Origin of the sequence: Micromonospora alfalfae, from assembly GCF_022230925.1 — a bacterium.
GTDB classification, from domain to species: Bacteria; Actinomycetota; Actinomycetes; order Mycobacteriales; family Micromonosporaceae; genus Micromonospora; species Micromonospora alfalfae.
On record NZ_JAKKFH010000037.1, the window covers coordinates 1 to 21,929 of the forward strand.

20 protein-coding genes, 1 tRNA gene and 3 pseudogenes are annotated in these 21,929 nt (G+C 69.0%); 11 read left to right on the forward strand and 13 right to left on the reverse strand.

Translation table 11 applies throughout. The features are described from left to right. Positions 1–156: 156 nt before the first annotated feature. Both MED01_RS27860 and MED01_RS36215 read left to right on the forward strand, forming a co-directional pair. Entirely contained in the window at positions 157–984 is an 828-nt protein-coding gene (locus MED01_RS27860; protein ID WP_238671489.1) for an SAM-dependent methyltransferase, read from the forward strand. A gap of 267 nt (positions 985–1,251) precedes the next feature. Beyond that, positions 1,252–1,380 (forward strand): hypothetical protein, encoded by a 129-nt coding sequence (locus MED01_RS36215; RefSeq protein WP_238671490.1) that lies wholly within the window; start codon positions 1,252–1,254, stop codon positions 1,378–1,380. A 39-nt stretch (positions 1,381–1,419) separates the two neighbouring features. On the opposite strand, the gene MED01_RS27870 is transcribed toward MED01_RS36215, so the two are convergent. Both MED01_RS27870 and MED01_RS27875 read right to left on the reverse strand, forming a co-directional pair. Next, a complete protein-coding gene (locus MED01_RS27870; protein WP_238671491.1) occupies positions 1,420–1,827 on the reverse strand; it encodes a nitroreductase family deazaflavin-dependent oxidoreductase in 408 nt (135 codons plus the stop codon). Positions 1,828–2,587: 760 nt separating this feature from the next. Continuing rightward, positions 2,588–4,621 carry an NACHT domain-containing protein gene (locus MED01_RS27875; RefSeq protein WP_238671492.1) on the reverse strand — a complete coding sequence of 678 codons (2,034 nt, stop codon included), beginning with the start codon at positions 4,619–4,621 and terminating at the stop codon, positions 2,588–2,590. 281 nt (positions 4,622–4,902) lie between these two features. Here MED01_RS27875 and MED01_RS27880 point away from each other — a divergent pair, with 281 nt between their 5' ends. From MED01_RS27880 to MED01_RS27890, 3 genes are all read left to right on the forward strand, one after another. After that, a complete protein-coding gene (locus MED01_RS27880; RefSeq protein WP_238671493.1) occupies positions 4,903–5,595 on the forward strand; it encodes a GNAT family N-acetyltransferase in 693 nt (230 codons plus the stop codon). A 395-nt stretch (positions 5,596–5,990) separates the two neighbouring features. Continuing rightward, positions 5,991–6,224: a holin gene (locus MED01_RS27885; protein ID WP_088990712.1), complete on the forward strand. Its 234-nt coding sequence runs from the start codon at positions 5,991–5,993 to the stop codon at positions 6,222–6,224. Between the two features lie 343 nt (positions 6,225–6,567). Then, a complete protein-coding gene (locus tag MED01_RS27890) occupies positions 6,568–6,948 on the forward strand; it encodes a VOC family protein (protein WP_238671494.1) in 381 nt (126 codons plus the stop codon). 1,075 nt (positions 6,949–8,023) lie between these two features. Here the strand turns inward: MED01_RS27890 and MED01_RS27900 are convergent. Next, a complete protein-coding gene (locus MED01_RS27900) occupies positions 8,024–8,383 on the reverse strand; it encodes a VOC family protein (RefSeq protein ID WP_238671495.1) in 360 nt (119 codons plus the stop codon). 146 nt (positions 8,384–8,529) lie between these two features. On the opposite strand from MED01_RS27900, the pseudogene MED01_RS27905 reads away from it, so the two are divergent. Further along, positions 8,530–9,342 (forward strand): annotated as a pseudogene (locus MED01_RS27905) (transcriptional regulator); the annotation flags it as partial. Between the two features lie 48 nt (positions 9,343–9,390). After that, positions 9,391–9,567: pseudogene (locus MED01_RS36465) on the forward strand (HD domain-containing protein); the annotation flags it as partial. An 882-nt stretch (positions 9,568–10,449) separates the two neighbouring features. On the opposite strand, the gene MED01_RS27910 reads toward MED01_RS36465, so the two are convergent. Then, a complete protein-coding gene (locus MED01_RS27910) occupies positions 10,450–11,460 on the reverse strand; it encodes a DUF6236 family protein (protein ID WP_238671496.1) in 1,011 nt (336 codons plus the stop codon). Positions 11,461–12,262: 802 nt separating this feature from the next. Here MED01_RS27910 and MED01_RS27915 point away from each other — a divergent pair. Continuing rightward, a pseudogene (locus MED01_RS27915) lies at positions 12,263–12,457 on the forward strand (site-specific integrase); the annotation flags it as partial. Between the two features lie 75 nt (positions 12,458–12,532). On the opposite strand, the gene MED01_RS27920 reads toward MED01_RS27915, so the two are convergent. Both MED01_RS27920 and MED01_RS27925 read right to left on the reverse strand, forming a co-directional pair. Continuing rightward, a tRNA-Val gene (locus tag MED01_RS27920) sits at positions 12,533–12,604 on the reverse strand. A gap of 50 nt (positions 12,605–12,654) precedes the next feature. Continuing rightward, a complete protein-coding gene (locus tag MED01_RS27925) occupies positions 12,655–13,272 on the reverse strand; it encodes a TIGR02611 family protein (protein ID WP_372493735.1) in 618 nt (205 codons plus the stop codon). A gap of 294 nt (positions 13,273–13,566) precedes the next feature. Between MED01_RS27925 and MED01_RS27930 the strand changes: the two genes are divergently transcribed. Further along, the gene (locus tag MED01_RS27930; RefSeq protein ID WP_007457244.1) at positions 13,567–13,998 is read left to right on the forward strand and encodes an SsgA family sporulation/cell division regulator; all 432 of its coding nucleotides are present in this window, start codon (positions 13,567–13,569) and stop codon (positions 13,996–13,998) included. Between the two features lie 116 nt (positions 13,999–14,114). Here MED01_RS27930 and MED01_RS27935 read toward each other — a convergent pair whose 3' ends face one another. After that, a complete protein-coding gene (locus MED01_RS27935; protein ID WP_238671498.1) occupies positions 14,115–14,891 on the reverse strand; it encodes a glucose 1-dehydrogenase in 777 nt (258 codons plus the stop codon). 202 nt (positions 14,892–15,093) lie between these two features. Between MED01_RS27935 and MED01_RS27940 the strand changes: the two genes are divergently transcribed. Next, on the forward strand, positions 15,094–16,086 hold the full coding sequence (locus MED01_RS27940; RefSeq protein ID WP_238671499.1) for a helix-turn-helix transcriptional regulator: 993 nt from the start codon (positions 15,094–15,096) through the stop codon (positions 16,084–16,086). 7 nt (positions 16,087–16,093) lie between these two features. After that, a complete protein-coding gene (locus MED01_RS27945) occupies positions 16,094–16,549 on the forward strand; it encodes an RrF2 family transcriptional regulator (protein ID WP_238671500.1) in 456 nt (151 codons plus the stop codon). A gap of 12 nt (positions 16,550–16,561) precedes the next feature. On the opposite strand, the gene MED01_RS27950 is transcribed toward MED01_RS27945, so the two are convergent. Genes MED01_RS27950 through MED01_RS27975 form a run of 6 tightly spaced genes read right to left on the reverse strand, consistent with a single transcriptional unit; the run spans position 16,562 to position 21,901 of the window. Next, positions 16,562–17,173, reverse strand: coding sequence for a malonic semialdehyde reductase (locus MED01_RS27950; RefSeq protein ID WP_238671501.1), 612 nt, complete (start codon positions 17,171–17,173; stop codon positions 16,562–16,564). Next, positions 17,170–17,730 (reverse strand): flavin reductase family protein, encoded by a 561-nt coding sequence (locus tag MED01_RS27955; RefSeq protein WP_238671502.1) that lies wholly within the window; start codon positions 17,728–17,730, stop codon positions 17,170–17,172. Before MED01_RS27955 ends, MED01_RS27950 begins: the two co-directional genes overlap by 4 nt. Continuing rightward, the gene (locus MED01_RS27960) at positions 17,727–19,061 is read right to left on the reverse strand and encodes an LLM class flavin-dependent oxidoreductase (RefSeq protein ID WP_238671503.1); all 1,335 of its coding nucleotides are present in this window, start codon (positions 19,059–19,061) and stop codon (positions 17,727–17,729) included. Before MED01_RS27960 ends, MED01_RS27955 begins: the two co-directional genes overlap by 4 nt. A gap of 11 nt (positions 19,062–19,072) precedes the next feature. Further along, entirely contained in the window at positions 19,073–19,945 is an 873-nt protein-coding gene (locus MED01_RS27965; protein WP_238671504.1) for an ABC transporter permease, read from the reverse strand. Further along, positions 19,938–20,867 (reverse strand): ABC transporter ATP-binding protein, encoded by a 930-nt coding sequence (locus tag MED01_RS27970; protein WP_238671505.1) that lies wholly within the window; start codon positions 20,865–20,867, stop codon positions 19,938–19,940. The genes MED01_RS27965 and MED01_RS27970 overlap by 8 nt, the downstream gene beginning before the upstream one ends. Further along, positions 20,864–21,901, reverse strand: coding sequence for an ABC transporter substrate-binding protein (locus MED01_RS27975; RefSeq protein ID WP_238671506.1), 1,038 nt, complete (start codon positions 21,899–21,901; stop codon positions 20,864–20,866). The genes MED01_RS27970 and MED01_RS27975 overlap by 4 nt, the downstream gene beginning before the upstream one ends. Positions 21,902–21,929: the final 28 nt, after the last annotated feature.

Sequence of the window (21,929 nt, forward strand, 5' to 3'; positions counted from 1 at the left end):
CCGGCCGCGACCCGGTGTCGCCATTACCGATGGGACGATTCACTGGGAGCGATACCAGTGGGGCAAAATTCAACCCGCCCGATCGTTACACTCGCCGGAACGCCGGCACCGCCGCAGACCTCGACCTGCGCCAATCCCCATCGAATGGAGACGCCTGTGACCCGCGACAAGGCGGCACCCCCCGGTATCGACCCCAACATTCCCAGCGTGGCCCGGGTCTACGACTTCTTCCTGGGTGGCAAGGACAACTTCGAGGCCGACCGGAGGGTCGCCGAGCACGCCCTGCGCATCACCCCGGACGGGCCGGCCGCCGGTCAGGCGAACCGGGCCTTCCTGCGTCGGGTGATCCGCTTCCTTGTCGCTGAGGCGGGCATCGACCAGTTCCTCGACATCGGATCGGGGCTGCCCACCCAGGGCAACGTGCACGAGGTCGCCACCGAGCAGAACCCGAAGGCTCAGGTGGTCTATGTGGACAATGACCCGATCGTCCTGACACACGGGCGAGCCCTGCTCGCCGCGGAAGGCACCGCGACGGTGATCCAGGCGGACATCCGGGAGCCGCGGGAAATCCTCGACCACCCGGACGTGCGCCGGTTCCTCGACTTCGACCGGCCGATCGGCTTGCTGCTCTTCGCGATCCTGCACCACCTTGGCGACGACGAGGACCCGAAGGCGGTCGCCGCCGCGTTGATCGACGCGCTGCCCTCGGGCAGCTACGTGGCGATCTCGCACTTCCGCGACCCGGGCGAGCGAGACCCGGAAGGCTCCCGCAAGGCGCGCGAGGTCGAGCGGGTCTTCAACGAATCGTTGGGCACCGGCCGCTGGCGCACCGACGAGGAGATCCTCTCGTTCGCCGACGGGCTGACGGTGCTGGAGCCGGGGCTGGTGCCGCTGGCCGAGTGGCGTCCAGAGCCTGACGCACCGGCCACGGTGCAGACCGACACCTATCACACCTTCGTCGGGCTCCTCGCCCGCAAACCGTAGGCTCCGTCTGCTGCTGAGGTCCGTCGGCGGGAGTACGCCCCGCCGACGGACCCACGGGACACGTCTGACCTGCCATGCCGGCTCGCAGCGGCGCACACCCACCACCGCCGACTCCGTTATTGACAGCGGTGTCGGGCACGGATCGGGCATGCCCTGGTATTGCGGGTGTTTGCTGTGCCGGTTCACTGCCACGATCGGGGTCATGCGGGTACACCAGTACGTGTATTTCTCGATGCGTTCGCGCGATCTCCCTCGACACTTCAGGTGGTGCGCTACTTCAATGACGACGATGGCGACCAGCAGCACCGTCTCGGCTGGCACCTCGATCGCCGATCCCTGGAGTTCCTTCGCCACACAGGGGCGGAGCTGGACGTGGACGAATACGGAGATGACTGAGACATGGCTGGCACGCCGACGACTGTCTGAGGTGACCCTCTACTGCCTGGGTTCCAGTACGACGACTGGGATCTGGCGGGTGGTCTTCCGCTCGTAGTCGGCGAAGCCTGGGTACGCGGCCTTCTGCGCGCTCCAGATCCGTTCCCGTTCGTCCCCGGCGGCAACTCTGGCTACCAACTCGACCTTGTCCGTACCGATCTCCGCCTGGGCCTTCGGGTCGGCGAGCAGGTTGTAGTACCAGTCGGGATTGCTGGGGGCGCCGCCCTTGGACGCGAACACGGCATAGCCACCGTCCACCTTCTGATACATCATCGGGTTCACGCGGGGCTGGCCGCTCTTGGCGCCGACAGTGTGCAACAGCAGCAGTGGCGCGCCAGCGAACTGACCGCCGACCTGCCCACCGTTGTCGCGAAACTCAGCGATGATCTTGTCGTTCCAGTCACTCATGTCTTCTCCTCGCCCCACGCACCGGCTCCGTCGACACGATTCTGACACTCCCCTGCGCCCACTGCTTGCTCGCGCAGACCACAGCCGCGGAGTGCGCCGACGTGCGCGCTCTCGGCCGTGGGCGAGGGTCACGTCGAGCGCGGTGACCGGCACGATCCGCCTCTTGTTGACGTACTCAACCTTCTCAACCTCGCAGCGCCGCCGGCACCTCCCGCCGACGAGCGAAAAGACCCGCGAACCCGGCGGCACTGGCAATGCGGCGTCGCCCTGATGATCATGCGGTGAACGGTAGCGCCGCAGCTCGAGGAACTGTTCGAAGATCAGCGCTCGCTGCTTTCGGCCGTCGACTCGTCCAGACCAGGCTGCTCGAATATCGCCGAACGGGAACCGACCACGAGATCATCGGCGCGGCCGATGCAACTGATGATTGTCTAGCCGGCTTGTTCAACCTGCTCGGCGTGACCGTTCCTGTACCAGGCGCAAGAGGATGCGCACCGCGAGCACCAGGATCACACAAGCGCCGAACTGCTTGCAGCGTGAACACCACGCCAAATCCGAGGCAGACCGGGCCGGCCAGAAGGTCCAGCGCGTCCGGCACGCTTCCTCCTACAGGCCTTCTCGGCTCACTCCCAGGGGACGTCCCGAGTGACGGACCGATCTTGCCATCACCCTCAACTCCCCGCCGGGCCAGCTCCGCTGCGCGAATTTCTGCCGGGTCTCCGCACTGACTCACACCCCGCTGCCGGAGTAGGCGTTGAATTCACGTTGACTCACTCGACCAGCGGTCTGGCCTTTGGCGAGCGCCCGTCCGGGCTCTCACTCGACGCAGGTGAGCACGGGCGTCGTGCCGGTGGGCGAAGTGCGACAGCAGGTCGTCGTGGCGGAACTGATACGAGATGCCAGCTGGGCGCAGGAAGCCGAACGCGCACATTCGCTGTAGGCAGCGGGCCGGCGCCGGAGGCATCCGGAACGCCGAGGCGACGATCATCGCGAGGTAGCGCCGCCAGAGCGCGCAGGCAACCGTCTCGCCGACGAGTACGCAGTAACCGATACCCAGCACGGCGCCGGGCCACAAACCCCAGCTGTAACTGAAGCCCCACACCACTGCCGGGCAGACGACCGCCGCGGAGAGCCGGGATACCGTGCGCTCGTGGCGTAGGACGCCGAGCGGACCGACGATCTCCGGGCGGGCATCGGTAGCCAGGGTCTGTCCGAACCCCACGGTCAGCCCGATCGCGAGCCACGAGGTGGCGAATCCGATCAGCCCGACCAACGGGCCAATGAGCAACCAGGCGGCCGCGCCGACAAGCAGGGCCGTTGCCGCCTGCGGCAGAAAGAAGCGCGGATTGCCTAGCCGGGACCAGTCTGGGGTGGCCGCGGGCACCCACGGCTTCGTGCTCGTCCGCGCCAGCATCGCCACCCACGTCACAGCGCCGACAAGCAGGACAGCGCGGCCGAGCCACCCGCGCGGCCACAGGAACAGAGTCAGCCAGACGAAGCCGGGAGCGGACAACAGTACGCACATGGCGAAGTCCACGAAGCGCGGCGCCCGGCGGCCTGCGATCGGCCAGAGTCGGTGCAGCACGATGTCGCGGGACGGCAGGGTCCTTCCTGCGAAGCTGGCCTGGGTGATGCGATTGTGTTCCAAGTGGCGCGCGTACCGCGACAGCCAGTACAGGTCAGCGACGTTGCGGAGACGACGCCACATCGGGCCTGTCAGGACAACTGACTCCACGTAGCGTGCCACCAGCGACCTGACATCAGCCGCCTCTGCGCCGGCGACCAACTGGGCAGAGAAACCACCGACCGCCCGCCGATTGCGGGCCAGTTCCGCCACCATGCTCAGCTGCCACGGGCTTTTCAGCGCCTTCACTTGGCCGGCGTCTCGCAACGACTCGGCCAGGCTCTCTGCCGCGGGGAAGCGGTCGGTGCCGCCGATGGAGCGCGACAGGTAGGTCGTGGCGGCGGCGTAGTCGACCGGCCGAACCGTGTACGCGGTCAAGGTGTGATGTTCGCGCAGGTCCGCCCGGATCGCCCGCCAGGTGGTCTGGCGGCAGGTGAGCAGGAACGGCGGCCGCTTGCCGCGCAGCCGCCACTCGACGAGCCGCTGGAGGAACCACTCGGCTGGCTCCACGGCCTCATCCGTGCTGCAGAGCTCGTCAAGTCCGTCAAACAGGGGCAGCACGTCGCCCGACTCGATCAGCTCCCGGGCGGATCGGCGGGACACGTTGAGTTCGACCGCGACGAAGCCGGCCAGCCAGGCCGTTATGTCGTTCTGACCGGTCCAGCGGCTCAACGGCACGACCAGTGGCAGCACCCGCGGATCGTCGTTGACCAGTTCCAGCGCGATCCGCAGCGTGCTGTACGACTTCCCGCGGCCGGGGTGGGCGACCAGGACCACCCGTGTCTGCCGGTGCCGCAGCCCGTCGGCGAGCGCCTTCAGCGTCGTATCGGGTCCGCCGCCTGCCCCGTACGCCAGGTCGATGTCCTCCGCGGTCCGGCGCATCTGCGCGGCCCGGGCGGCGACGTCGCTGGCGACCTTCAACTGCAGTCGCGCGAGCAGCCCGAGTGGCTCCTCTCGACGGGCCAGCCAGCGCAGGCACTGCACCATCACGACAAGCAGAGCCACCGCGCCAAGGATCGTGCCCAGGTAGCCGGACTGGCCGGAAAGCGTCGGTTCGGCCCGGTAGGCCGGGATGAATCGGATAACGGTGACCACGAGGACTACGCCGACGAGCACTGTGAGCGCAGCGGCCGCCCAACGCAGTATCTGGTGTCGTCCGGACCGGGTCATCGCAGCGCTGGAGACACAGGCATGTCGATTCCTTCTCAGATCGTTCTCCGACGATAGCTGAGAGCTGCAAGGCGATTTTGCTTCGCCAGGCTGAAGCTGCCATCTGCGCCGAGCTCACGCCGTGCCGTACCACGCAGGCAGCATCACCCGAGATCCTGATGGCGACGGCGCTGATAAGCCGACGCGCACATCCGTCGAAAGTGGTAATTCGCTACGGTGTTCACCGAACAAGCGCCTGGACCAGGGATGACTCTCCGGCCGTTGGCGATCATGATGGATGCATGGCGCTCGTAGATATCTGGCCGGTACTGGGCATAGGCGTGCGCACGCCCACGGTCGAGCTGTTCGTCCCGGACCAGGAGGCGCTGGAGAGACTGGCGCGGCTCGCCGCGGAAGGCATCTACGACCCCCAGAACCAATACCTTCCACGCACTCCCGTCGGCGGGTGGGAAGACGTCGCCTCACCCGAGGCCGAACGCCGCTTCCTGCGCTACTACTGGGCCGCGTTCGCGGACTGGAGACCCGAGAAGTGGAACCTGATGCTCGCCGCTCGCGTTGGCCGCGACATCATCGGCGTGCAGGAGATCGGAGCGCAGCATTTCGCCGTGACCAAGACCGCCTCCACCGGTTCCTGGGTGGGCCGCCAGTTTCAAGGTGCCGGGTACGGCAAAGCCATGCGGGAGGCCGTCCTGCATCTGGCTTTCGACGGTCTGCGCGCCGAGCGGGCGGACACCGCGGCCTGGATCACGAACCACGCTTCGCTGGGCGCCTCGCGGGCCATGGGCTATCAGGACAACGGCACCACGACCAGGGCCGCTGAAGGAAAGCGCGTGGACCAGGTCAATCTGACGCTGCGGTGTTCCGATTGGCGACGACCGCCGGAGGCTTGCATAATCACGGGTCTCTCGCCGGGCGCAACTGAGATGCTGGGCCTGCCGTGGACCCCGGCGAATCGGCATGCCGACCAAGTCTGAATACGCTACCGGCCTCCGCCGCCGCCCCGGCGGGGTGGACAGCCCACAAGACCGGTCGCACTGATCTGCCACTGTCAGCGAGCGGGCGGCGAGCACCACGGACGCGCGATGCGATCCAGCTTTGACCCACTCGGCGCTGCGCCCCACCAACCCAACGCTTCCGGCCTGCCTGCCGCCTCATGACCGTCACAGGCCGCGCGTCACCTTCCCCGCCTGCTGCGCCTCAACGCGTCGGCCTCGACCCGGACGCTCTCGGCTTGCGCCCGGATCGCGTTCTGGTCACCGCCGCTGCCGTGGGCCGGCGACCCCGGACAGCGCGGCAAGCACCAACCGCCCCTGACCAGGCATTCTTGACGTATGGACCGTCCGATGAACCTACCCCTGGAGGTACCACAATGTTCACCACAAAGTTCTGGAAGGCCACCGCCGAGCGGGCGGTGAAGAGCGCCGCGCAGGGTCTGTTGCTCTACTGGGGCGCTGACGTCGTGTTCAACGCATGGCAGGCGGATTGGGCAGCGGCCGGTGGCATCGCGTCCGGTGCGGCGGTGCTGTCGGTGCTCACCTCGCTGGTGAGTGCGAAGGTGTCGGGAGAGGGCGACTCGCCAAGCCTTGTCGGTGCCGAACAGTAGCCTCAGGCGGCTGCAAACTGTTGCGCCCCCGCTGGCTTCGGACCGGTGGGGGCGTCTCATCACCTCCGGACATTCGTCGGGTGCAGCCTGGCTGACCCGAGCCCCACCCGCGAGTTGCCATACCGGTCCTCCGGCAAGCCGCTGCCCCTAACAACGGAGGTCGACGCCCCGGTTTGGTCGAAGGCGACCTTGGCGCACCCAAGCGCCTCGGCGGATCACTGACGCAACAGCGGGACACTTCCACAGCCAGGTACGATCGCGAGCTTGTTCTCACTGCAGGGACCCCATGAGATCCGCGTGCGGCAGCCCCGGCAGTTCCCGTGCTGAGAGTAGGTTTCGTCAAATGGCATGCCGTATCGGTGAGCTCGTGCTCAAGTGCCGCGACCCCGAGGCGCTGGCGCGGTTCTGGTGCGAGGTCCTGGACTTCATAGAGCTCGATCGCGAAGCGGAGCTCTACATCGAGATAGGCCCGCGCGAAGGGTTCGGCGGCCCGCAGCCGACGATCTTCCTCATCCGCGACGACGAGCCGAAGAACGGGCAGGCCCGGCTGCACATCGACGTCAACCCCACCGACCGCGATCAGGACGCCGAGCTGGAACGCCTCCTGGCCGCCGGGGCCAAACTCGTCGACATCGGTCAGCCCGCGGATGCGTCCTGGCACGTCCTGGCCGATCCAGAAGGCAACGAGTTCTGCCTGCTCAAGCGCCGCCTCGACCCGCTCTGACGGCCCGCGCCCAAACGAACGACGCAGCCGCCACCCCGCAGCCGCCGACAAAATCTGGCGGCCCCCGTCAATAGCTGGGGGCCGGGTGGACGCTCGACCAGCCCGTGTGGGTCCACTTGTGCGAGCTGTCGCTGGCGTGGAACCTCTCGTCAGCGCGTCGAAGGATGCTCACCGAAGCCAGCCGAGCAAGCGTCTGTGCGGCGCACCCGCCGGCACCCAGGTCAGGTCCGCGGAGGCCCGCACCAGTTGGGCACCCAGGTGAACTCGACGCGTAGCTCGCGCTGCCGGCTGCGGCGGGGCCACGGCGCATCGCAGCCGCCGCAACTCCAGATCGGCAGAACAGGGCCATGCGTGGTCATACGCGGCCTCCGAGCAGCGCCGCCGTCAGAGACCGCGCCTGCCGGCTGGTCGCCCATTCGACCTGCCAGCACGGGTACGGCGTGAGCCGCGACCGCACGCCCGACAGCCCTCGCACAGGCCGTCCGTGCCCATGCAGATGCACGGCCAGGATCCGCTGCTCCGCTTCGTTGCTCACTGCTGCGCCTTGGTGGGCCAGTGCCCCCGGTTGGCCGGAATGCGGTGGCGGCTCTCGGCCCGCGGATTGGGAGCCATCGCATACCCCAAACGCACCCGCCTCAGGAACCAAGCCGTGTCTGATGCACTACGGACCGACGGGGTTGAGGAGCTGATGCCGAAAGAGGAATCCGAGCGCCAGGCGGCAATCCTTTACGTTAGTGGGCGGTTACGGACCCGGGACCGGTTTGGCAGCGGCCGGCGCGGCCACCGGCGCGGCGAGGACGGTCGACGCGGCGAGCAACACAACGCCACCCCAGGAAAGCTTTCTCACTAATCCCCCCATGGTCACTCAGTGAATGCCAGCCGAGACTGGCAGCAACCACAGTGGAAGGTGGGTACCCCCCGCTCGTAATCAAGATGGTGAACACATCGAACAGTGGGCACATCGACAGGGAAGGATCTTGCTATGAGGCAATAGTTGCCCTGTGGAAATAGAGTCGAAGTCCGCCCGTTCAGAGGCCGCAGTCCACACGATTGCGGGGTAACGGGAGCCAGGAGGTCATACGTCGGCTTCGAGAGCGAAGGTGTTGCCGTCCGGGTCCTGGAACCACGCGATACGTCCACCTCCGGCCCGCGCGGTGATCCCCTTGACGTCGTGCTCAAGCTGCTCGTAGCGAACGAACTCGACGCCGGACGAGGAGAGCTCCTCGACAATCTGGTCGATGTCGTCGACGTACCACGTCGCCAGCGTCGCCGGGGTCTTCCCGGCAGTGACCGACTGGTACACGTTCAACGCCGGCCCGCCACCGGAGCCGTAGACGCGGCTGCCGTCGGCGATGGTGGCGCTGGGGCCGGACCGCAACGCCCGCAGGCCCAGCGCGCCTTCGTAGAAGGCCACTGCCTTCTGAATGTCGGACACGGCGACCGAGGTTCTGAGGTGGTACGCGCTCAAGGGCATGAACCACTCTGGCAGGTACCCCACGAATCGTGGCACCGAACCGACGACCTGTTCCGGTGCCCTTCGATCCGGGAAGTGACCGTGACGACAGCCCCAGACCCTGCCCAGCAGATCGGCCGCTGGGCTGGTCCGTACTCGCCCACCGTCTGACCGACTTGATCCTCTGGGCTGTCCTCGGGCAGGCACCGACCTTCGCCAGAGGGCTACCCATCGCCCATCCCCGGCGGGGTCCAGTCGCGTCCGGGCCGACCCTGACCGTCGACGAGCAGCGTGCGTTCTTCGCTCACCTTCACGTGCTCGCCGATCGCACCGCGACCGGACGGCATCGGAACGTGCTGCTGCACCGGCAAGCATGCTTCCTTGCCGGCATGGACCCCACCAGGGCAGCAGCAGGTTGGCTCACCCAGACCACCGCCCGAGCACGCCGCACGACCACTTTTCGCACCTGGTCACCGCTGTGGCCCGACGCCCGCTCCGTCGTCACGTCCCTCGCCAACCAGGGCGACCCCGAACCGCTACGAGACTTCATCGCTCGCGCACATCCCGACGACGCCTGCGAGCGAGCAGCCCTCAACTACTCGGCCTACTGGGTGGGCGAGATCCCGTACCGCCACCGCGACGACTCCTTCATGCCCGAAACGCTCGCTGACTGGCACGGCTCAATCTTTTTTCGGCACCTGGTCCAGCGCCTCGAACCAGGGCATCCCTTCGTTGACCTCAACATCCACAACGCCTGGGCTCTGCTGGCCGCACGACGCGGTCTCGCTCTCGACAACCCCGCCGCGACTCGGGCGCTCCTCGACCGCAGTGTCCCGCTCCTGGACAGTGACCGGATCTCCGCGCAGTCGCGGCAGGAACTGACCCCCATCGTCTACAGCCTGCGGGCGGACGGACTCACCGGCACAGGGACGGGCAGATGACCGACGATCACGACGCCGCCGGAGCGATGAACTTTATCTTCGAAGCCGGACAAGCTGGAATGCCTCATCCAAGCCGTCGAGTACCGCCACCAAGGCGTCGACAACGTGCAGAGCTGGATCGACAGCTCGCGATCCGCTCTGGAGACCGCCAGCCCCCACCGCCTTGCCGACGCCGCTCTCACCGGGCAACCCCTGGCCTGGCTCACTCCCCGGCCGCAGGAGTAAGCGTCTCAACACTTCTCGTCCTATCGATCGCGAGCGCAGTCAGCCAAGCTGGACGAGACGTCCTGTGAACTGGGGCCTGGACGCGTCCTCGATTGTCATCGGTGGTCACCGCTGGTTCACCTCCGACGGCCTGGAGACGGCCTGATCTTTGATGACCCGCATGCATCTTGTCGGCAGGTGAGCCGAACGCGGGTGTGCAACGATGATCGGCATGTCGACTCCACGAAAGGGCAATGCCGCGTAGGCGCCCCGCACAACTTCGTGCCGATTCCATCTACCGGCAACCGCTTGACGGGTCAACCTCCGTCATCCCCGGGCTCTCGGCCCGCGGATTGAAAGCCATCGCCTACCTCGAACGCACCCGCCTCTGGAACCGGGCCGTGTCTGATGCACTGCGGACCTGGTCATGGTTCATGCGCCACCCCTGGCGCCGCCTGTGGGACCCGACTGCCGGCTGCGGGGTGATGGAGTGCTGTCCGGACCCGCCCAAGTTGCGATGGATCCTGGACGTCGCCGTTGCAGTCCTGCCGCCGGGGGACGCCCGAACCCTCCGCAAGCAGATCGCGGCCCTCGATGAGTTGTGGTGAGCCGCCGCAACGGCATCTCGTCGGCTGCGGGCACCTCCGCCCGCCGTTCATGACTCCCGTCGGGGGATGCGGACTAAAACTGTCGGCCACTGCCAACTGATGGCGACCCGCATTGACGAGCAGGTGCTCGGCCTTGCCGGTTGACAGCCGGGATCGCGCTGCAACGACGCTCGCGCTACCTCCTTGCTGCCTCGCTGCCTAACGCCCCTCCTGCAAGTTCGCCGCAGCAGGTCCGTGTCGGGCATGGTTGCCAGCTCGGAGCAGCGTCCGTCTATGCAGTGGCGGGATCGTCAGCTCAGCCGGCCCCTCCGACAAGTTTCTGCGTCCGATGCAGGTACCTGTAGTCGGCGACGCCCCTACTGACGTCCCGCCGCAACCGGGTCGTTGCGACGTTGACCGCTCCGCCGGAGAGAGCCATCAGAGGTACGTTCAGGTCTGGTTGCGCGGCGGCTCCAAAGCCGGCAGTAAGGGCGACAAAAGCCGCGACCGGACGGGCCACCCAGCTCCACTTCGCGCTGCGTGCGGCGGCATTCAGTTCCGCCGTCGCTTCGCTCAGTTCTCGCTCCACCAGGCGATAGGCGTCCTGAGGGTGACGGTCAGCTTGCTTCAGCTTATGAAGGAGGTCGTCGATGGCAAGCATCAGTCTTTGTCGCTCGGCGTTGTATCTCGTCCTGAAGCGCACCAGATCACCGATCATCACATCGTCTCGTGGTACCGGCAGGAGCGGGCCCAAATTGACCTGCCAACACGCCGTCACGTCGTAGCCGGAAGCCGGGTCCGTGCCAAGGAGGTGCGCCGCTTTGATGTCAGTGTGCGGGCGTAGCCCTTCGGGGCCGGTGCAGCCCGACTGAGTGTTGATGCCGGCAGCGATACGCCCCGCGATGAGGCTGACGACGACGTTGAGCAGCGCCGGCGCGGCGACCAAACGCGAAGAGCTGCCAGGGTGCCTGTATACCAGCCTCCGCTGGAGCAGCTCCTTCACGACACTCTTGTGCAGCTTGTCCACATGGAGAGTGCTGAACTCACCATGCGGGGGTTCAGCTGGCGGAATCAGGGCATCGAGCGGCACTTGCTTCAGCGCATGATCGAGTTCCATCTCGATCTCGTGCAGCGTGAAGGGCCCGAACGCCTGGTGAGCCTCAAGCGGCCGGTAAAGGCCGGCGTCCTGGACCTCCTTCATCCGTGCGCTTAGCCGGTCCTCCCATCCTGGCGCTACGACCGTAGCGAGGTCGTCCCAATACAAGATCGCTTGCTGGAGAACGGGCTCCGGCGCGTTTGCGAACGGGTAGTAGAGCATCCCAGCCATGCCAACCTCCACCGGGAAGATCTCGCGGCGATTGATGTCAAGGAATCTAGCGTCTGCTGCATAGGGTTGGTTCAGCGCCCGCCGGCGAGTACAAGAGCATGACGGGCCTGCAGCGGTCGCCCGGCGAGTAGCAGCTTGTCCTTCGAGTGCGTTTGCTGAGTTGAAGAACTGCGAGGTGTGGCGGGATCGCCAATCACTAATGTGGAGTCAGGGCGGGTTGACGGTCGGTACCCGGTGCTCCTCTGGCGCTTGTCGAGCACGAGCGTGGCCTTCCTGCCGGATCGCTAGACTCGACCTCTGAGATGCGAGCGGCCTTCCTGCCGCTGATGCGGGTCACGCCCCGCCGGCTCTCGATCGCACCGGTCCCAGCGCCAGTTCTCCGAATCCGCTGAGTGGCCCAGCACGGCTTGACTGCCGTCCACGATGGCCCCGGTTCGCCCACCTACACGGGTGGGGGCAGCCTTCGGCCACAGGTCCGATGCCGGCTTCCCACGCTCCACACCCGTGCTTGCCCCCGTCACCGCGTCCACGAGCGCGAGAGGACACGACCGTCGGGGGACGTGGCACCAACACGAATCCGCCCTCCGGCGTCAGCCGCCCTGCCTGCGGTGCCAGGAGACCAGACGAACACCACCAGCGGACCAACGTCCACGGCTGATGGTGCTTGTTTCCGGTCTGCTGCCACCCCACAGGAGAAGCCCGTGTCCACCCCGCCCACCCTGCACCGGCCCGGCGCCGCCGTCGATCGGAACGCCCAAGCCCTGCACCGTGCGGCCATGCCGGAAATCTCCGGCTGGCCGACGTCAGGCCGATCATCGTCCACGACGCCCGCCGAACCTGCGCAACGCTGCTCGCTGACCTCGACGTCCGCCCCAGAGTCGCCACGCAGGTGCTCAGGCACGCCCGCTTCTCCGCGACGATGGAGATCTGCACGCAGGTATCGACGAAGGCGACCAGAGGCGCACTCAAACGCCTTGGCGACTCACTCGGGCGCTGACGGAGGTGCTGTACAACAGCAGAAAGGCCACCTCCCGAACTCGGAAAGCGGCCTCTGACTTGCGAGAACTGAGAGTGGGCGATGCTGGTATCGAACCAGCGACCTCTTCGGTGTGAACGAAGCGCTCTCCCACTGAGCTAATCGCCCTCAGCGCCACTGACTCTACCCGATCGTGGAACCGGACCGGAAATCCGGGGTCAGTGCGTCGCGAGGTAGTGCATCGCCTCGGCCACCACGTCGATGCCGAGGCTGTACTTGAGGGACAGCCAGACCACCGTGGCCACGAAGACCAGGCCGACGGAGCCGAGCACGATTCGCACCAGCAGCGATTGTCTCGTAACCCAGCGTGTCCATCCGTGGACGTGGCGGCGGGTGAAGCCGAGCAGCCGGCGCGCCCAGTGGTATTCGACTGCCCAGATGCCCAGGCCGGCGATCACCAGCAGCCAGCCGGGCCCGGGGAGCGGGATGAGGGCGATGCCGATGGTGACCACAAGCGCCCCGGCGATCGCAATGAAGATCTTGAGTGCGATCCGGCCGGTGGGGTTGGCGCGGATCAGGTCGAGGGTCAGCGAGATCCGCTCGCGCCAGCGGGGGCGTCTCGGCCGCTCCTGCACGGCGACTCCACCGGCACCGGTGCCGCCGCCACGACCACCGGCGGTGTCGCCACCACGACCGGCGCCATCACCGCCGGGACGACCGGCGTCGGACGCCGGCCGACCGGCCCGTTCGGGCTGCTCCATCGGCACTCCGTACCCCCGCTTTTCGGCTGCTCGGACCCCGACTTTCGGCGGGCCGGGCGCCGCCGCCGGATCCACTGAGGATTGCTTCGTCACCATTTCACCCCCCAGTGTCGCTCGGGCCCGTCACTGCAACGGCCGACTGGACGTTACCGGAGTAAGTCGACGACTGAGCCACCCGATACCGGGCGGGATCACGCACTGGGCAGAACCGGAAATCCTACATGAATGCTCACATTCACGCGGCCTTTCCGTCCCCCTTCCCACCACTGGGTGAAGTCAGCGTATGGCGGAGCGTAGCCAGGAGTAGCACCTGAGTATGGGAAAAGCGGGACACGCGCGTTCCGCAGCGGTGCCGGGGGGAGAACGTCCATGAGTGTCATCCGACCGACGACCGTAGAGGTCGAGACGTCGCTAAGGCTCGTCGCACCTGACGCCACCGCCTTGCCGGTGCGTGCCAGTCTGCGTTACGACCCTGCTGACCCGTATGCGGTCCATGTCCTGTTCCATGCCGAATCGGCAGGGGGCGAGGCGGTGAGTTGGTCGTTCGCTCGCGAACTTCTGGTCACCGGCCTGGACGAACCGGCCGGCATCGGGGATGTGCGGGTCTGGCCCTGGGCCACACCGCGCGGCGACTTCGTCGCGCTGGCCCTCTCGTCACCGGACGGCAACGCCCTCTTCGAGGTGCCGCGCAGCGTCCTGGTGCGTTTCCTTCGACGGACCTACGTCGTCGTCCCGCGCGGCCGTGAGGCCGAGCACCTGGACGTCGACACGGCGGTGAACCGGCTGCTCGCCGGTCGCTGACCGCCCGAACGGGCAACACCGGCCACACCGGGGCCGCGCGGATCTGCCGAGTCCGCGCGGCCCCGGCACACACACCCAGGGGTACGCGGACAGTGCGCCCCCGGGTCGGCCGGTGCTCAGCCGTGCGTGGTGATGCCGCCGTCGACGGGAATGACCGCCCCGGTGAGGTATGAGCCGGCGCGCGACGAGAGGTAGATGGCGGTGCCGGCCATGTCCTCGGGGCGCCCGATGCGGCCCAGCGGCACCTGCTGTTCGATGGCGGCCCGGCTCGCCGGGTCGTCGAGCGCGAACGCCATCATCTTGCTCTCGAACGGGCCGGGCGCGATCGCGTTGACGGTGATCTGCTCACCGGCGAGTTGGTGGGCGAGGCTGCGGGTGAGCATGTGCACGGCCGCCTTGGTGGCCGAGTACGCGTACACCTCCATCATCGGCACCCGGATGCCGTCGATGGACCCGATGTTGATCACGCGGGCCGGGTCGTCGGCGCTGGCGGCGGCGCGTAGCGCCGGCAGCAGCGCGGTGGTGAGCCGGAAGACGGCCTTGACGTTGACCGCCCAGAGCTTGTCGAACGCGGCCTCGGGGTAGTCCTTCAACGGTGCGCCCCAGGTCGCGCCGGCGTTGTTGACCAGCACGTCGAGGCGGCCGAAGCGCTCGCGCACGGCGGCGGCCAGCGTCTCGGCGCCAGCGTCGTCGCTGAGGTCGGCGGGGATGGCCTCGCAGCGGCCCTCGGCGGACAGGGTGGTGGCCACGGCCTCACAGACATCCGCCTTGCGGGACGAGATGATCACGTGTGCGCCGGCCCTGACGAAGCCCTGGGCGATCATCAGCCCGATCCCCCGCGAGCCACCGGTGACCAGGACCGTCTTACCTTCGACCGAGAACAGCTGCGTCATGCCCATCCCATCGCGAGTCGGCGGGTGCCGCCGGCCGGTCGGGTGACCGGCGGATACCGGGTGGACCGCGGACCGATGGCGCTACCGCCGGGTAACGTAGCCCGGCCGCCGGGACCGGGACAAGCCCGCAGCTTGCCGCGGATTCCGCTGCGAACGCCGATCGGGATGCGGTGACCTGCGGTTCGGGCTACCGTCGCAGGCGATGGTCTCCACCGATCCCTCCCCCGCGCCATCGATCGGAACGGCGTCTCCCGTCACCGACGAGATAGCCACGTTCGCGCTGGCCGATCTTGCCGGTGCCCCGGGCTGGCGTCGGCCGGTGATCGTCGAGCGGGAGCTGTTGATTCTCACCACGCGTGGGCACGGCGACGCGGAACTCGACTTTCACCTGCTGCCCTGCCGTCCCGGCACGCTGCTGCGGGTCCGCCCCGGTCAGGTGCTGCGCTGCGCCGGCCCGCAGTTCGACGCCACAGTGGTCGCCTGGGATCCCGAGGCGCTGCACGGCTTCGACGTCGACCTGACCACCACCGCGACCTGGCGGCAGTTGGCCGGTGAGGACGAGGACGCGGTGATCAGCGAGGTGAGCCAGTTGGCGGTGGACTGTCGCCGGCACCCCGACGGCCCCACCGCCCGCGCGCTGCTCCGGCATCAACTGGCAGTGCTGCTGTTGCGGCTGGCCGTGGCCCACGACGACCGGCCGCCGTCCCGACCCGAGGACGAGACGTTCCACCGGTTCCGCAGCGAGGTGGAGCACGGCTACTCGCACACCCGGCGGGTGGACGACTACGCGGCCGAACTCGGCTGCTCGGTGCGGACCCTGACCCGGGCCTGCCTGGCCGTCACCGGCCGCAGCGCCAAACAGGTGATCGACGAGCGGGTCGCGTTGCAGGCCGGCCGGTTGCTGGCCGCGACGGATCAGCCGATCGCCCAGATCGGCAGGCGGCTCGGCTTCTCCGAGCCCACGAACTTCGGCCGCTTCTTCACCCGCGAGGTCGGGGTCAGCCCCGGCGCGTTCCGGGCCGGCCGGGATCAGGCGGTGGCCGGCCGGGTGGTCCGACCTCGACCGCCGGCCGACTCGACGGGCGTCAACGGCGGCTGGTTCCGCCCCGGCACCCCCGGCGAACCCGCCAACGGCGGGCACGCCACGAGACCCGGGTCGCCCGCCGGAGGGCCGGGCGGCACCGGGCGGGCATGATGGCAGGGTGCAGATCTCCGCGCGCGGCGACTACGCGGTACGGGCGGCGTTGAGCCTCGCCACCGCGTACCCCTCGCTGATGTCCACCCAGGCCATCGCCGCGGAGCAGGACATGCCCCGCAAGTTCCTGGAGGCGGTCCTGGCGGATCTGCGCCGGGCCGGCGTCGTCCGCGCCCAACGCGGCGCCGAGGGCGGCTACACGCTGGCCCGGCCACCACGCGAGGTGACAGTCGGCGCGGTGCTGCGCGCCGTCGAAGGCCCACTGGCCGGGGTACGCGGGCTGCGCCCCGAGGAGACCCGGTACGAGGGTTCGGCGGAGAACCTGCCCGGCCTGTGGGTGGCGGTCCGCGCCGCCGTGCGGCGGGTCGTCGACGAGGTGAGCCTCGCCGAGATCGTCAGCGGTCGACTGCCCGCGCACGTCCGCAAGCTCACCGCGTTGCCCGACGCGTGGGAGCCCCGCTGACCCCGGGTCGGCTCACAGCGTCCACACCACCTCCTCGGTGCTGAGTCGGGGCAGCCGCCGCTCCCAGGCGTCCGGGCCGGGGTGGCCCAGGTTGAGCAGCAGCAGCGCCTCGTGCCGGCCGTCGGAGAAGAACTCGCGGGTCACCCCGGCGGCGTCGAACCCGGCCATCGGGCCGGCGGCCAACCCGGCGGCACGTACGCCCACCAGCAGGTAGCCGATCTGGAGGGTCGCACTGAACCGGGCCTGCTCGGCGCGGGACGGACTGTCGCTCAGCCAGTCGCGGGCCTGCGGCCGGTGCGGGTACAGCTCGGGCAGCCGTTCGTGGAAGTCCAGGTCGGCAGCGAGCACCGCCACCAGTGGCGCGCTGGCCGTCTTCGCCCGGTTGCTCGACGACACGTACGGCAGCAGCCGCGCCCGCGCCGCCGCCGTGCGGAGCAGCAACACCCGCAGCGGCTGACCGTTGTACGCGGTCGGCCCGTACCGGACCAGGTCGTGGATCGCCGCGACCTGGGCGTCGGTGACCGGCTCGTCGGTGAACGTGTTGGCAGTGCGGGCTGCCCGGAACAGCAGGTCCTGGGCGGCCCGGTCCAACGCGAGCAGGTCGGCAGTGGTGACCCCGCTCACGTTGGCACGGCGGTGGTGTAGCCGCCCCGGTGGTGGACCAGCGGCGGGCCGTCGCCGCCGTCGCCGAGCGCCAGCGGTTCGGCGATCACCAGCGTGTGGTCGCCCGCCGGGACCCGGTGCACCACCCGGCAGAGCAGCCGGGCCAGCACGTCGTCGAGCAGCGGCACCCCGAACGGTCCCGATGTCCAGTCCGGGTACGCGGCGAACCGGTCGATGCCGCTGGTCGCGAAGACAGTGGCGGCCTGCCGCTGCCCGGCGCCCAACAGGTGCACGGCGACGTGCTCGGCGCGGGCGAGCACCGGCCAACTCGACGACGCCACCCCGAGGCAGAACGAGACCAGCGGAGGGTCAAGCGACACCGACGTGAACGAGGTCGCGGTGAAGCCCGCACGGATGGGCGCGCCGATCCCGCCGAGGCAGGCGGGGTCGGTGGCGCGGGCGACAGCGGTGACCACTGTGACGGTGCTGGCCTGGCGCCGCAGCAGAGCGCGGAACAGGTCCGGGTTCACCGGTCGCAGCCCGGCGATGTCCGCCGCGGGGTGCTCCACCGTGGTCATGCTGGCACCAGGCCCGACGCGGCGTACGCGCTGGCCGGTCGGGGCAGGCCGTAGTGCTCGCGCAGCGTCCGACCGGCGTACTCGGTGCGGAACAGCCCACGGGAACGCAGCACGGGCACCACGTGGTCGACGAAGTCGGCGAGCCCGCCGGGCAGGTGCGGCGGCATGATGTTGAACCCGTCGGCGGCGCCCTGGGTGAACCACAGCTCGATCTGGTCGGCGATCTGCTCGGGCGTACCGGCGACGACCCGGTGACCCCGACCGCCGCCGAGCCGGCCGATCAGCTGGCGGATGGTGAGCTGTTCCCGGCGGGCCAGCTCGGTGACGAGCTGGTAGCGGCTCTGGTGGGCCTGCACGGTGCCGGCGGCCGGCAGCTCCGGCAGCGGCCCGTCCAGCGGCAGGCCGGTCAGGTCGATGCCGAGCATCCCGGAGAGCTGGGCCAGGGCGTAGTCGGGGACGATCAGCTCCTCCAGCTCGGCGGCGAGCGTCCGCGCCTCGGCCTCGGTGCCGCCGAGCACCGGCGCGATGCCGGGCAGGACCTTCACCAGGTCCGGGTCCCGGCCGGCGGCGGTGACCTGCCGGCGCAGCTCGGCGTAGAAGCTCTGCCCGTCGGCGAGGGTCTGCTGCGCGGTGAAGACCGCCTCGGCGTAGCGGGCGGCGAAGGCTATGCCGTCCGGCGACGAGCCGGCCTGCACCAGCAGCGGTCGACCCTGCGGCCCCCGGGGGATGTTCAGCGGGCCACGGACCTGGAACTCCGGCCCGCGGTGCGCCACCTCGTGCACCCGGTCGGTGTCGGCGAACACCCCGGCCGTGGTGTCGAAGACCAGCGCGTCGTCCTCCCAGCTGTCCCAGAGCTTGATCGCCACGTCGACGAACTCGGCGGCCCGCCGGTAACGGTCGGCGTGTTCGGGGTGGCTGTCCCGGTTGAAGTTGACCGCCTCCCGCTCCTGGGCCGAGGTGACGATGTTCCAGCCGGCCCGACCGCCGCTGAGGTGGTCCAGCGAGGCGAACTTGCGGGCGACGTGGAACGGCTCGTTGTAGGTGGTGGAGACCGTCGCGATGAGACCGATGTGTTCGGTCACCGCGGCGAGCGACGCGAGCAGGGTCAGCGGCTCGAAGACGGCCTGGATGTTGTGCCGGGGGTTCGGCCCGACCGACAGACCGTCGGCGAGGAAGAGCGAGTCGAGGGTGCCGCGTTCGGCGATCCGGGCCAGCTCCTGGAAGTGCCGTACGTCGGTGACCCGACGCGGGTCGGTGCGGGGGTGCCGCCAGGCGGCCTCGTGGTGGCCGACGCCCATCAGGAACGCGTTGAGGTGCAGAGTGCGGGTCATTGGTGTCCGTCCTATCCGGCAGAGACGTCGACGCGCCAGGTGGAAAAGCGACGTTCGAGGGCGATGAGGAGCTGGTTGACGACCAGGCCGATGGCGGAGATCGTGATGATCCCGGAGTACATGTCGGCGATCGCGAAGTTGTACTGCGCGTAGTTGATGAGGTAGCCGAGCCCGGCCTTCGCACCGACCATCTCGGCCGCGACCAGCACCAGGATCGAGTACGCCCCGGCCAGCCGGACGCCGGTGAAGATGGTCGGCACCGCGGCCGGCAGGATCACCTTCTGGAACAACCGCAGGTGGTTGAGCCCCATCGAGCGGGCCGACCGGATCAGCAGCGGGTCGACGCCCTTCACCCCGGCGATGGTGTTCAGCAGGATCGGCCAGGAGCACGCGTACAGCACCAGGGCGATCTTGGAAGTCTCCCCCAGGCCGAGGATGAGCACGAACACCGGCAGCAGGGCCAGCGCGGCGGTGTTGCGGAACACCTCCAGCAGCGGGCTGAGCAGCTCGGCGAGCGGCCGGTACCAGCCGATCAGCAACCCGAGTGGGATGGCGGTGAGCACCGCCAGGCCGAGCCCGGCCAACGACCGGGTGAGGCTCGCGCCCACGTGCTCGGCGAGCTGCCCGCTGCGCAGCAACCCCCACCAGGCCACCAGCACCTCGGACAGCGGCGGCAGGAAGACCCGGTCCACCAGCCCGAGCCGAGGTGCGCCCTCCCAGATCGCGGCCAGCGCGACGATCGCGACGGTGCGGTGCAGCACCTTCGCGCCGATGCCGAGCAGCCGGCCGGCAAGCCCGCCGGAGCCGGGTCCGACGGCGGCCACCGCGTCGGGCACGGCCGCCGGGGCCGCCAGCCGGGCGGGACGTTCGGCGATGTCAACCAACGCGGGCCTCCTCAGTGTGGGCCGCCGCCGGCGCCGCGCGCCGCGCGTCGGCTCCGGCGACGACGGGAGTACGAGCACCAACTGCTCCGGTGTGCGCGGTGCGGCTGCCGGTGGCGCCTTCGGCGGCCTGCGCGGCCCGCACCTCGTCCCGCAGCAGGGTCCAGATCTGGTGACGGTGGTGGCGGAACGCGTCGGTGGAGCGGACGTCCTCGACCGCGTCCCGGTCACCGAGGTCGATGTCGATGACCTGTTTGAGCCGCCCGGGCCGCGATGTCAGCACCGCCACCCGCTGACCCAGGTGGACGGCCTCGTCGATGCCGTGGGTGATGAACACGATCGTCTTGCCGGTACGGGCCCAGATCCGCACCAACTCGTCCTGCAACGAGTCGCGGGTCTGCGCGTCCAGGGCGGCGAACGGCTCGTCCATCAGCAGCACGTCCGGGTCGTACGCGAGGCTGCGGGCGATGGCCACTCGCTGCTTCATCCCGCCGGACAGCTCGTGCGGGTAGCGGTCGGCGAACCCGCGCAGGCCCACCAGGTCCAGGTGGTGCTCGATCAGGGCGGCGCGATCGGCGCGGGGTACCCCCTTGGCCTCCAGGCCGAACGCGACGTTGCCGGCGGCGGTGCGCCAGGGCAGCAGCGCGTACTGCTGGAAGACGATGCCCCGGTCCAGGCCGGGGCCGGTGACGGGCCGACCGTCGACGAGCACCCGCCCCGCGGTCGGCTCGGTGAGCCCGCCGAGCAGGTCGAGCAGGGTGGACTTGCCGCAGCCGCTGGGGCCGACGACGACAAGGAACTCGCCGGGGCGTACCCCCAGGGTGACCTCGTCCAGCGCGGTGACCGCGCCGGCGCCGCCACGCCGGCTGGCGCGGACCGGGAAGGTCTTGCTCACCCGATCAAAGAGGATCTTGTCGGTGCTCACGCGCTCCCCCCGTCCACGAAGGGGTTGAACCGGTTGGTGTAGATGTCGCCCGGCTTCGGACGGTCGCCCTTGATCTCGCCCTCGGCGGCGAGCCAGTCGATCCAGGTGCCGAACTCCTGCTCGCCGATCACGCCGCCACGGCCAGCGACGCCACTGCTCTTCCAGTACGCGACAAGCGACGGGTCCTCATTGCGGCCGCGCTTGCCGATGATGTCCCGCATCCGGGCGACCACTGTCTCCCGGGGTTGGGTGCGGGCCCACTCGATGGCCTTGCCGACCCCGGTGACGAACGCCTTGACGGTCTCCGGGTTGCGCTTGATGAAGTCGTCCCGGAAGACGTAGGTGCCGCCGCTGAAGGCGCCGAGCAGCTCGTAGTCGGTGAAGATGGTGCGGATGCCGCCGCTGGCGACCGCCTTGTCCCGGATCACCCCGCCGAGCACCGCGACGTCGATCTGCCGCTGCCGCAGCGACTGCTCGGTATTGACAGGTGGCAGGGCGACCAGCTCGACCTGCTTGATCTCGGCGGGAGTGAGGCCGCCGCGGGCGAGCCAGGTCTTGAGCACGGCCTCGGCGTGCGCCCCGAGGGTGTTCATGCCGACCTTCCTGCCGATCAGGTCACGGGGGCTGCGGACCGGGCTGTCGTCGAGCACGTAGTAGCCCTGGAAGGTGTGCGCGTCCGAGCCGTAGTAGCTGACCACCGCGGTGATCGGGGCGTTGGCGGTGGCGAGCTTGACGATGGCGCCGTTGAACGCGCCGCCGAAGTCGCTCTGACCGGTGGCAGTGGCCTGGATGTCCTGCGGGCCACCGGTGACGTTGCCGATCCACCTGAGCTTGACGTCGCCGAGGTAGCCGAGATCGGCGGCGAGTTCGGGGAGGGTGACCTGGCCGACCGAGCCCTGGTAGCGCAGCTCGCTGGCCTGGGTGCCGTCGGCTGCCGCGTCACCGGCGCAGCCGGCGGTGGCGGTGGCGGTGAGCACGGCCAGCGCGGCAACGGCGGCGAGCTCACGCAGAATGGCACGACGGGGTGGGGACATGGGGAGTCTCCTGATCTGTCCACGATGG